Annotated in this window: 11 protein-coding genes; 10 read left to right on the forward strand and 1 reads right to left on the reverse strand. The window is 31.6% G+C overall.

Going from position 1 to position 12,125, the window contains the following annotated elements; genetic code table 11:
* Positions 1 to 147: 147 nt before the first annotated feature.
* The 10 genes from FPG59_RS09170 (at position 148) to FPG59_RS09215 (ending at position 11,279) form a co-directional block, all read left to right on the forward strand.
* Positions 148 to 1,227 (forward strand): DNA replication/repair protein RecF, encoded by a 1,080-nt coding sequence (locus FPG59_RS09170; RefSeq protein WP_086454314.1) that lies wholly within the window; start codon positions 148 to 150, stop codon positions 1,225 to 1,227.
* 27 nt (positions 1,228 to 1,254) lie between these two features.
* Complete coding sequence (locus tag FPG59_RS09175) at positions 1,255 to 3,378, forward strand: hybrid sensor histidine kinase/response regulator (RefSeq protein ID WP_086454315.1); 2,124 nt, start codon at positions 1,255 to 1,257, stop codon at positions 3,376 to 3,378.
* Positions 3,379 to 3,513: 135 nt separating this feature from the next.
* On the forward strand, positions 3,514 to 4,209 hold the full coding sequence (locus tag FPG59_RS09180) for a thioredoxin domain-containing protein (RefSeq protein WP_086454316.1): 696 nt from the start codon (positions 3,514 to 3,516) through the stop codon (positions 4,207 to 4,209).
* A 5-nt stretch (positions 4,210 to 4,214) separates the two neighbouring features.
* Positions 4,215 to 4,886, forward strand: coding sequence for a DUF2461 domain-containing protein (locus FPG59_RS09185; RefSeq protein WP_086454317.1), 672 nt, complete (start codon positions 4,215 to 4,217; stop codon positions 4,884 to 4,886).
* A 1-nt stretch (position 4,887) separates the two neighbouring features.
* On the forward strand, positions 4,888 to 5,949 hold the full coding sequence (locus FPG59_RS09190) for a glycosyltransferase (protein WP_086454318.1): 1,062 nt from the start codon (positions 4,888 to 4,890) through the stop codon (positions 5,947 to 5,949).
* 6 nt (positions 5,950 to 5,955) lie between these two features.
* Positions 5,956 to 7,803 (forward strand): asparagine synthase (glutamine-hydrolyzing), encoded by a 1,848-nt coding sequence (gene asnB, locus FPG59_RS09195; RefSeq protein ID WP_086454319.1) that lies wholly within the window; start codon positions 5,956 to 5,958, stop codon positions 7,801 to 7,803.
* Between the two features lie 46 nt (positions 7,804 to 7,849).
* Positions 7,850 to 8,863, forward strand: a complete 1,014-nt coding sequence (gene murB / locus FPG59_RS09200; protein WP_086454320.1) for a UDP-N-acetylmuramate dehydrogenase — start codon at positions 7,850 to 7,852, stop codon at positions 8,861 to 8,863.
* A gap of 46 nt (positions 8,864 to 8,909) precedes the next feature.
* Positions 8,910 to 9,524, forward strand: a complete 615-nt coding sequence (locus tag FPG59_RS09205) for an FMN-binding negative transcriptional regulator (RefSeq protein WP_086454321.1) — start codon at positions 8,910 to 8,912, stop codon at positions 9,522 to 9,524.
* Positions 9,525 to 9,633: 109 nt separating this feature from the next.
* Complete coding sequence (locus FPG59_RS09210) at positions 9,634 to 10,740, forward strand: glycosyltransferase (RefSeq protein ID WP_086454322.1); 1,107 nt, start codon at positions 9,634 to 9,636, stop codon at positions 10,738 to 10,740.
* Positions 10,731 to 11,279, forward strand: coding sequence for an RNA polymerase sigma factor (locus FPG59_RS09215; RefSeq protein WP_086454323.1), 549 nt, complete (start codon positions 10,731 to 10,733; stop codon positions 11,277 to 11,279). The genes FPG59_RS09210 and FPG59_RS09215 overlap by 10 nt, the downstream gene beginning before the upstream one ends.
* 78 nt (positions 11,280 to 11,357) lie before the next feature.
* Here the strand turns inward: FPG59_RS09215 and FPG59_RS09220 are convergent.
* On the reverse strand, positions 11,358 to 12,125 hold a 768-nt coding region (locus FPG59_RS09220; protein ID WP_369596808.1), incomplete at its 5' end, for a glycerophosphodiester phosphodiesterase.

Below are 12,125 nucleotides of genomic sequence, written 5' to 3' on the forward strand. Positions count from 1 at the left end.
GTTGTAATAAGACGCTTCACTTTTGATAAAATATTTCAAAATTGAAAAACTACAAAAGCGGGTTATATGGATATTTTTCAATAATTTGCACCCTTATAAAAAACTCCTTTCCAAAAACCTTGATCGCCTTTGTAGCAAGACTTTCTCATGTATTTAAAAAAAATTTCGCTCTTCAATTATAAAAATTTTTCAGAGGCCAGCTTTGATTTTGACCATAAAATAAATTGTTTTGTAGGTAAAAACGGCATTGGCAAAACCAATGTTCTGGATGCAATTTATCATTTGTCGTATGGCAAAAGTTATTTTAACCCACTAGCGGTTCAAAATATCAAACACGGTGAGGAATTTTTTGTCATTGATGCAGAATTTGAAAAAAATGAAAGAACGGAGCAAATAGTTTGTAGCCTAAAAAAAGGGCAAAAAAAAATCCTTAAACGCAACGGTAAGAATTACGATAAATTTTCAGACCACATCGGTTTTATACCACTTGTTATCATTTCGCCCGCAGATAGAGATTTGATTGTTGAAGGTAGTGAAACTAGAAGAAAGTTTATGGACAGTGTGATATCTCAACTGGATGCCCACTACCTTCAGGAATTAATACATTATAATAAGGTAATAAGTCAACGCAATGCTTTGCTTAAATATTTTGCTCTCAATCACGTCTACGATTCAGATACTCTTTCTATCTATAATGAACAATTGACTGTATTAGGGAATTCGATTTTTGAAAAACGAAAAGATTTTGTGGCTCAATTTCTACCTATTTTTATTGCTCATCACAAAGCAATCACTGGATCAGAGGAAACCGTTCAGTTGCTCTATGAAAGTCACTTATCCCAAAAAGGTTTTTTATCCTTGCTAGAAGAAAACATTACAAAAGACCGAGCACTACAATATACTAGTGTGGGCATCCATAAAGACGATTTAGTTTTTCAAATTGATGAGCATCCCATTAAAAAATTTGGTTCACAAGGACAGCAAAAATCATTTTTGATTGCATTAAAACTGGCTCAATTTGAATTTTTAAAAAAACAAAGTGGTGTGAAACCCATTTTACTTTTTGATGATATTTTTGACAAACTTGATGAAAGTAGGGTTAGTAAAATTATCGAAATGGTAAATAGTGCTACTTTTGGACAATTATTCATAACAGACACACATTCAGACCGTACGGAGACTATTGTAAAATCTACGCATCAGTCTTATAAAATTTTTAATCTATAAACTTAATACGAACCAAAATCAAACCAAATGATTCCTATCAAAAATAGAAAAATAGTCCACATATTTCTTTTTATTTCTATCATTGCTTTGCAAATTGTAGCATTTACTTTTTGGTATTCTGAAACAAAAATTCAAAATAACATTTACAACTCAATTGATGCTCTTGCAAAGCCTAATGAAGCTTTGACCTTGTCTAATGAAGCTATAAAAAGTTATTTTGAAGCTAATAATGCCTTCAATGAATATTTAAATTCCAATTCAACGGAACGGTATATAAAATATCAAGAAGCCATAAAAAAGATGATTACTGATCTTGAAAAACTAAGCAGCTTGACTCAAAAAAATGTTGCTTTCAAGACCATCATAAAATCAAAATTAGGATTAGAAAGTGATATGGGCAAACTGAGGAATGAGTTTGATGCCATCATGAATTCAAATCTTAATAAAACATCTCCAAATGATTTAAACTTCAAATTAAAATCATACAATTATGAAAAAGTTCTAAGTTCTATCAGTTACGATACTACAAAAACAGCCGTTGTAACAAAAAAGAAAGGTTTTTTTGGCAGACTTGGAAATGCTATTGCTGGTAAAAATGATGTTGACAAAGAGGAAGTGAAATCTGTGATAAAAATGGTTTTTAATAACCAAGAAAAAGCAGGTTCCTTTGAAGAGCAATTGAAAAATATTTTTCAGGTTACTGAGAATTATTACAAAAACGAAGTTTCAAAGTTGCAAAAAGTTCATTTTGCACTCAAAGAAAAAGACAACGAACTCATTAAAATTAATAAAAAAATATTAACAAAAAGTCAAGAAATTGTCTTGATTTATTCTAGTTCAGCTCAAGAGTTGAATAAAATAGAATACTTGCAGAACATAAAGGAATACAATTCTAAACTAGTAGAAAAGAAACAATTTATCTTTTACTTGTTAATTGCCATGAGCATTATCACTTTTCTATTGCTGTTATACACCATCTACTCTTTCATACTTGAAAAGAATTTAAACAACTTAAGACAAAATGCAGAAATTAATCTAGACAAAAAGAATCAATTAATTGGAATGATCAGTCATGAAATGAGAGCGCCATTGAATATTATTTCAAACTTTTCTAGAAAAATTAAAAACTCAAATACAAACCCTTCATTAAACTCACCAATTGACTCCTTGTATTTTACTGCTAACTCCTTGCAAATAACAGTAAGTCAAATTTTGGATTTTTTTAAAAATGAAAACAATACATTACTACTTTACAATACCAAGATGAACTTAAAAACAGAGGTCAGTGCTATTTTAGAATCTTTAAAAGCGCTGGCTGAATTGAAGCAACTCGAAATTAAATATACTATCCCTAAAGAGCTAGACGAAAGTGTTTGGGCAGATAATGTTAAAATTCACCAGTTGTTTTACAACATTATAGGTAATGCAATAAAATTTACCAAAAAAGGTTCAATTACAGTAGTTACAGCTCTCCAAAAAACAGGCGAAAATTATAGATTTGATGTAAAAATTACCGACACAGGAGCTGGAATTCCCGCTGAAGAAGTAGATAAAATTTTTGATAAGTTTTACCAAAGTAAAGCCCATCAAGAGCAAATCAGTTTTGGAGCAGGTCTTGGACTCACATTATGCAAAAATATCATTTCACTTTTTAAAGGAGAAATATCAGTAAAAAGCGAACTTAATGTAGGAACTGAAATTTCGTTCTTCTTGATGCTTGAACCATCAAATGAAGAGCAAGAAACTAGCGAAACAAAACTATTAAACCAATTTAAAGACAAAACTACAGAAGTTGTTGTAGTTGATGACGACCCAATGACATTGCTACTTTTGAAAAAATTAATAGAAAAAATACACTTTAAAGCTACTACTTTTCAAGATGTAGAGTCGGCAAAAACGTATTTAAAAACTAACGAAGCTAACTTAATACTTACCGATTTACAAATAAGTGAATATTCAGGATTTGATTTTGTTGAAGACATCAAGAAAATACCGAACAAAAATGCTGACGTGCCCATACTTGTAATCACTGGCGACTCTTATATGAATACCGCAAACTTAAAAGAATTATTGGTAGATGACATATTGATAAAACCTATTAATAAAGAAGAACTATATTTTAAAATTAATACCTTATTAAACAAGCACTAGCATGTGGAAAAGAGCTTAAAAAATTTAGTAAACTCTGATTATTAAACAATAGCACTAATCTACTTTTAAATCACATTGAAAATCTAAAAAATACTGCAGAAATTAAGTATTTTTGAACAACATAAAACATTCCTAATGAAACCATTTAAATACATAGTTATTCTAGCATGCGCTGTATTTTTCACCTCATGTAACGCCCAAGAAACTACAAAAACTATAGATGCGAAGACTTTTAGTGACAAAATTGCCCAAACACCAAGCGCTCAAATTATAGATGTACGTACACCTCAAGAATTTTCGTCCTATCATTTAGATAATGCCATCAATATTGACTGGCTTGGTAACAGTTTTGAAAAAGAAGTAGCCAAATTAGACCCCAAAAAACCAGTTTTTATTTACTGCAAATCTGGAGGGCGAAGTCAAAGCGCACATGAAAAACTCAACCAATTAGGATTTACTACCGTTTATGAAATGAAAGGCGGCATCTTGAAATGGGAAGCTGCAGGATTAGCAAAATCAAATGACAAAGTGATAGGCATGACAATGGAAGAATACACTAAAATCACTACTAGTGATAAAAAAGTTCTCATAAATTTCTATGCTGAATGGTGTGCTCCTTGTAAAAAAATGGCCCCTTACATAAAAACAATGCAAACAGAACTTGCCAATGACATTACCATCATAAGGATTGATGCTGATAAAAATAAAACGCTCATGAGCGAACTAAAAATTAGTGAACTTCCTACCTTACTTTTCTACGAAGGCGCAAAAGTAAAATGGCAAAAATCAGGATACATAACAGAAGTTGATCTAAAAAAACAAATACAATAAAGTATATGCTCACAAAAGAATCACTTCAATTTCTGGTTGATTTAAAAACCAACAACAATAGAGATTGGTTTTTAGACCAAAAAAAAAGATACGAAGCTTTTAAGACAGATTATAAAAGATTTGTTAGTGACTTGCTAGACACCCTAAAACCATTAGACCCAAGTCTAGAACTACTTGAAGTTAAAAATTGTACTTTTAGAATCAATAGAGACATTCGGTTTTCAAAAGATAAAACACCCTATAAATCCCATTTAGGCATCTGGATTTCATCTGGTGCAAAAGGTCATAATAGGTCTGGATATTACATTCATTTAGAAAAAGGAAGCAGTTTTATAGCTGGCGGATTGTATTGTCCAGAAGCTGAAGACGTAAAAAAAATACGAAAAGAAATTGCATTTTTTCATGAAGATTTAGAAGCCATACTAGCCGAGAAAAAATTCAAAAAAGAATTTGGTGATCTTGATAGAAACGAAAAAGATCTTTTAAAAAATCCCCCACGTGGTTATGATAAAGACCATCCAGCAATTGATTTATTAAAACTTAAAAGCTTTGAATCGTCACATAAAATCGATTATGATGATGCCTCAAAAGAAGATTTTACAGCAACAATTTGTCAAAAATTAATTCTTTTAAAACCGCTGAATGATTTTATCAATCGTGCCCTAACGACCGAGTAACGTGAAACAACGAAAAATTCTTTTTTTAGGAGAAACCTACCGTGCAGATGCCATCACTTGGATTAAAGGGCTGGAGGAATTTGGCGGTTTTAAAATCATAACCTGGGAGTTACAAAAACCAAGTAATAATTTAAAAAATAGAATTTTACGACTGTTAGAATACACTACAGCATTATACCAGATTAAAAAAATTATTCGGGCTGAAAAACCAGATATGATCATTGCAGAAAGAACTACAAGTTATGGCTTTCTTGCAGTTTTATGCGGAATTAAACCCGTAGCAATTGCACAACAAGGATACACAGATTTATGGCCAAAAAATTCCATATTGTACCCTCTAAAAAAAAGAATGCAACAATATGCTTTTAAACATGCTACATTAATTCATGCTTGGGGTTCTGTAATGTCACATTCCATGCAAAAAGCAAATGTTAACATGAGTAAAGTTTTGGTTTTACCAAAGGGTATTGACTTCCAAAAATTTAATTGTCCACAAAAAACCTTTTCGGGCAAAATAAATGCTATTGTCACCCGTTCATTATTTCCTGAATATCAACACGAAGTAATTTTAAAAGCCTTTGGAATTATTGAAAGTAACAAAATAGATTTTCAACTAACAATTGTAGGTGATGGCAAAGAACTTTTGAATTTAAAAAAACTAGCGCAAGATTTAAATATTTCTCAAAAAGTTCATTTTACTGGAAGAATTTTAAACACTGAATTACCTAAATATCTTGAAAAAGCAAATCTATACATCAGCATGCCAGTAACTGAAGGAGTTTCGGCATCACTTTTTGAAGCAATGGCCACGCGCTGTTATCCCATTGTAAGTGATATTCCTGGGAATAAAAGCTATATTAAACATAAAGAAAATGGGCAGCTTGTACCCGTGGGCAATTACAACAAACTTGCACAAGAGATTTTATGGGCTATAAAAAACCCTAATAATATTGAAAACGCTACCAAAATTAATTACAATTTTTGCTCTCAAAAAGCAAATTACAAAATAAACATGATGGAAATTGCCAATAAATACCATACTCTAATAAACGCCAAGAAATAACTCATTATGTGTGGAATTAATGGAATCTTTCATTTACAAAATCAAAAAAAGGTAGATGAACGTCTCTTACTTAGAATGAGAGACTCACTAGAACATAGAGGACCTGATGACAAAGGAGTTTTTATTGATAAAAATATCGGATTAGGACATAGAAGATTATCCATTATAGATTTAACAATCGCAGGTCACCAACCCTATATTTCCGAAGACGGAAGATACATAATGGTATATAACGGTGAAATTTATAATTACAAATACTTTTATAACGAATTAAAAAACAATGGGCTTACTATAAAAAATACATCTGACACAGAGGTATTAATGAAACTATTTCAGTTACATGGCTTGAAAATGCTGAATAAACTCAATGGAATATTTGCCTTTGCTATTTGGGATAAACTAGAAAAAAAATTGACACTTGCACGAGACAGGATGGGTGTCAAACCGCTATACTATTCGTTACATAATGAATCATTATATTTTGCATCAGAACAAAAAGCATTGTTTACTGCTGGTGTACCTCTTAAAATCGCTACTGACGGACTAGAGGAATATATTTTCAATCGTTTTGTAGCTGGTGAAAATACCTTATATCAGAATGTGAACAAAGTTTTACCAGGTCACTCTTTAACTATACATCAAAACGGTAATAAAGAGATTTTAAAATGGTGGGACTTGAAGACAGAAATTCAAAATCAAGACCAAATTAAAAAACCTATAGAATGGTTTCAAGAAACATTTAACGATTCTGTAAATTTAAGAATGGTGAGTGATGTACCCGTAGGTGTATTATTAAGTGGAGGTTTAGATTCATCATCAATTTTAGCTTCTTTACACGATCAAAAATATCAAAAAATACAAACCTTTAATATGGGTTTTGAAGAAGCAGAGCATAACGAGTCTCATCTAGCCAAAAGTTTAGCCTCAAAGTTTGATTATGAATTTCACACGATGCAATTAAAAGATGAAAATCTATATGAAAACCTTATTAAAGCTACATACTACCAAGATGAGCCCATTGTACATTTGAGTGAACCTCATATTTTAGCGCTGTCTAAAATGGCTAAACCAAAGGTGAAAGTACTTTTATCTGGTGAAGGAGCAGATGAATTAATGGGAGGTTATGTACGCTATAAAACTTTAAAATATCCATCTTTATTAAATGCAATATCAATGATTAGCAATTTTGAGCTTTTTAATAACAAACCAAGGCTGGAAAAACTGGGACGGTATTCTCAAATTAATACAAATTCAGATTTAGTTATTTTTAATGGATCAAATATATATCCAAATGACATTGCAAAAAATTTCGGCATAAAAAATCCTCCAATAAATGAATACCGAATGAAAATATTTGAGGAAGCAAAATCAATTTACCCTAATAATCTCCGAAGACAGGCACTCTATTTTGACCAGCATACTTATTTGTGCTCTCTATTGGATCGAAATGACCGCTGTACAATGGGAGAATCAATAGAATGTAGAGAACCTTTTTTAGATCCAAGACTCATCATTGGATTAGGTTCATTAGAGGATAAATGGTTGTTTTCAGGAAAAAAATGGAAATTCATTTTAAAAAAATCAATGGAGAAAAAGTTGCCACAAGAAATTCTAAACTTTAAAAAAGTAGGTTTAAGTGCACCTTGGGGTAAATACATGGTAAGCAGTGATGCTTTTAAAGAAGAAATAGAACTTTTTGCTAAAAGTGACCTCTTTCAAATGCCTTATTTTAATCATATCAATATTCAGAAATTGATCTCTAATTTACAAAAAGGAGATATGAGAATGACTCAATATGTTATGCCGCTTTTTATGATGCATATCTGGATGAGAACATACACATCTAAATTTTAATAATTACTTTTGACATTTGTTACAATACTTGAAAAAGCATACCATCATGAACATACTTACCCACTTTTCCCTAAAAAAACACAACACTTTTGGCATTGATGCTTTCGCAAAAAAATTTATAGCCGTACATACCGTCTCAGAATTAGCAATAGTATTAAACCAGAACCAAAATACTGAATTATTTATTATAGGTGGTGGCAGCAACATGCTATTAACACAAGATATTGACGCTCTGGTAATTCATGTGGATTTAAAAGGCAAAAAAATCATCAAAGAAAATGATGACTTTGTGTGGGTTGAAAGTCAAGCAGGTGAAAACTGGCATGAATTTGTACTATGGACCATCAATCAAGATTTTGGAGGATTAGAAAACATGTCCCTTATTCCGGGAAATGTGGGTACAACTCCAGTTCAGAATATTGGGGCTTATGGTGCCGAAATAAAAGATACTTTTGCTTATTGTGAAGCAATGAACATCCAAAACCAAGAAATTAAAACGTTTACTAATGAGGAATGTAAATTTGGTTACCGTGAAAGTATTTTTAAAAATGAAATAAAAAATCAATTCGTAATTACATCCGTAGTTTTTAAACTCACCAAGAAAAACCATAAAATAAACATCTCATACGGAGATATTTCAGGTGAATTAGCCAAAAAAAATATCATAAATCCTACTCTTGTAGACGTTAGTAATGCGGTAATTACTATCAGACAAAGTAAATTACCAGATCCTAAAGAACTGGGCAACAGCGGTAGTTTCTTTAAAAATCCAATAGTTTTAAAATCTGATTTTGAAAAAATACACCAGCGCTTTCCAGAAATGAAATTCTATGAAATTTCAGATACAGAGGTTAAAGTTCCCGCGGGTTGGCTGATTGAGCAAGCCGGTTTTAAAGGCAAACGTTTTGGTGATGCGGGTGTACATAAAAACCAGGCTTTAGTTCTTGTAAATTATGGCAATGCTACAGGAAAAGAGATATTAAATGTAGCGCATGAAATTCAAGATACCGTGTTTAAACTTTTTGGAATTCGTATTGAAGCAGAAGTTAACATTATATGATACACGAATTCCTTTATTAGTATCAACTATAAAATAAAATCAATCCATGTACATTCCTGATATTTACAGAAACGAAAATGCAGCAGAAATAAAAAAATTTCTTTACGAAAACAGTTTTGGTATACTCATCAATCAGTCTAATAGTAAACTGTGTGCTACTCATATTCCATTAGAGCTAGAAACTAACAGTGAAGGAAAAGAAATTTTGTGCGGTCATATTTCAAAAGAGAATCCACAATGGAAAGGATTCTTAGAAAATGACGAAGTTTTAGCAGTATTTTCTGGACCTCACAGTTACATATCTTCTTCGTGGTACGATCATGAAAATGTGCCAACTTGGAATTATATTGCAGTTCAAATACATGGGAAAATCAAAATAATTGATCACGAAGCAGCTGTAGAATCCTTAAAAAGGTTAGTAGATAAATACGAAAAAGGTTCAGAAAGCCCAATTCGTATTGAAGATTTATCAGCAAAAACAATGCGCCAAGCAAAGGGAATTGTAGCCTTTGAGATTGAAATTACAGAAATTAATGCTACAAAGAAAATGTCTCAAAATAGAGACCAAAAAAATTATCAAAACATTATTGAAGCGTTAGAAAAAGTAAATACTCCTCAAGCCATTGCAACTGCAACTGAAATGAAAAAATGTCCTATTTAATTTCTCTGGAAAATTACAATTAGTATTTAACATTTAGAGATTCTATTCATACCTTTGCAACCTTATTTATACACGCCTTGTAACGAATATTAATACTCATAAAACACAAATGCTTATATTACTATTTTACTTTTTTATTTTTATTGTAGCCGTTCAAATACTCTATTATTTAGGGGTCTTCAGGGTTTTTGCTTTCGCCAAAGATCAAAAGAGTACTCCAAAAAAAATTCCAGTATCTGTAATAGTTTGTGCTAAAAATGAAGAAGAAAACGTAGCGCAATTTATACCATTATTAGCAGCACAAGAATACCCTGACTTTGAAATAGTTTTAATTGATGATGCTTCAAGTGACAAAACACTAGATGTTTTTGAAGAATTTGAAAAGCAATATTCAAACATTCGACTTGTAAAAGTGGAAAATAACGAGGCTTTTTGGGGAAATAAAAAATACGCTTTAACGTTAGGTATTAAAGCAGCATCAAAAGACTATTTATTATTTACAGATGCCGATTGTTACCCTACCTCAACAAACTGGATAGCTACCATGACCGCACAATTCACCATTCAAAAAACGATTGTTTTGGGTTATGGTAAATACGAACGAATTACAAATTCCTTTTTGAATAAAATAATTCGATACGAAACTCTTTTAACAGCAGTTCAATATTTTTCATGGGCAAAGTTAGGCAAGCCGTACATGGGAGTTGGTAGAAATTTAGCGTATAAAAAAGACGAATTCTTTAAAGTAAACGGATTTATTGAGCACATGCGCATTCGCTCAGGAGATGATGATTTATTTGTAAATCAAGCTGCAACAGCAAAAAACACTACAATAGCATTTGAGCCAGATAGTTTTACACTTTCTAAACCTAAAACTTCCTTTAATGATTGGGTATCACAAAAAAGAAGGCATGTTGCAACTGCTAACCATTATACTTTTTTTGATCAATTTCAATTAGGTGTTTTTTATAGTTCACAATTATTATTCATTGTATTACCAGCTGTTTTGCTTGCGTTTCAATTTGAATGGATTATTGTCACCAGTTTAGTAGCCTTTCGTTATCTCGTGGCATGGATTATGATAGGTTCATCTGCAAGGAAACTTGAGGAGCATGATTTAAAATTTTGGTTTCCAATTGTTGAAATTGTCTTAATCTTAATCCAAATCAATATCTTTATCATTAATCTATTCTCAAAACCAGCACAGTGGAAATAAACAATCAAATAGAAAAAGCAAAACAAGGTGATCAAGTTGCCTTTACTTTTCTATTGAATCACTACTGGAATGAGGTATATGGGTTCATGCTAAAAAGAACCGAAAATGAAACTACAGCCGAGGACATTACCATTGAAACATTTTCTAAAGCATTTGACAAATTAACCACTTACAATACTGAATTTCAATTCAATACTTGGTTAATAGCTATTGCAAAAAATGTGCATATTGATTTATTACGAAAGAAAAAACTAAGTCTTTTTGTTGAAATTACAGAAGACGAAAATCATCAAGCATACAATATTGCTGACACTACTCCGTCTGCTGAGGATGTATTGATCACTGAACAAAACTTATCCCGTTTATTACAATGCATTAAAGAATTAAAACCTCATTACCAAGAGGTGATTCAGCTGCGTTATTTTCAAGAAATGAGCTATCAAGAAATAGCTTTAAAAATGAATGAACCGCTAAGTAATGTAAAAATTAAACTTTTACGTGCCAAGAAGTTACTAGCCGAAATAATTCAGAAAAAATAATTCCTTTATCTGTTTTGAATGGGCACAAAAAAAAGTCTGAAAAAAAACAGACTTTCTTTTACATTTATAAATTTCAGTTTAACGCACAATCCTTTCGGGAAAATCTGTGATGATTCCACTCACTTTTAAATCTTGTAGCGTCTTGATATCAGCAGGCTCGTTTGCTGTCCAAGGAAGAATCTTGAAATTATTAGTTTTCATGATCGCAACATTTTCTGGCGTCAAGGTTTTAAAATAAGGGTTTATTGCTTGCGCATTTAATTCTTTCCCTAACTGAATCACAGTTTCAATAGGATCTTTGTAAGTCAGTAATCCTATAGAAACATCCTTACTCAAACTTCTCATTTTTCTTAATTCATTTACTTTAAAACTAGATACAAAAAAATCTTTATTGCTCCAGCCACGCTTTTTAAAGTTTTCCATAATGGCGTACGTATCTGCCGCCGTATTTTCTCCCTTCAATTCAATATTGAGCACTGCTTTTCTATTCATAGTTGTAATGACTTCCTCAAGGGTTGGAATTTGATGTTTACCCGCAACAAGTACTTTTCTCAGTTCGTCAAAAGTGTAACTCTCAATCTTTCCTTTTGCATTTGTCAATCGATCTAAATCATCATCGTGAAAAACAACAATTTCGCCAGTTTTAATCTTAAAGACATCAATTTCCAGCATATCGGCTTTGAGATCAATTCCTTTTTTTATAGAAGCTATTGTATTTTCGGTTTCATGTCCCATTGCACCTCTGTGGCCACAAACAATAAATTTATTTGAATTACAACTTAAAAAAAATAGCGACAATGCAGTCGCAATAGTTATCATTTTTGCTTTCATAAATACCTTATATAT

Origin of the sequence: Flavobacterium sp. FPG59, from assembly GCF_002150205.1 — a bacterium.
Classification (GTDB): Bacteria; Bacteroidota; Bacteroidia; order Flavobacteriales; family Flavobacteriaceae; genus Flavobacterium.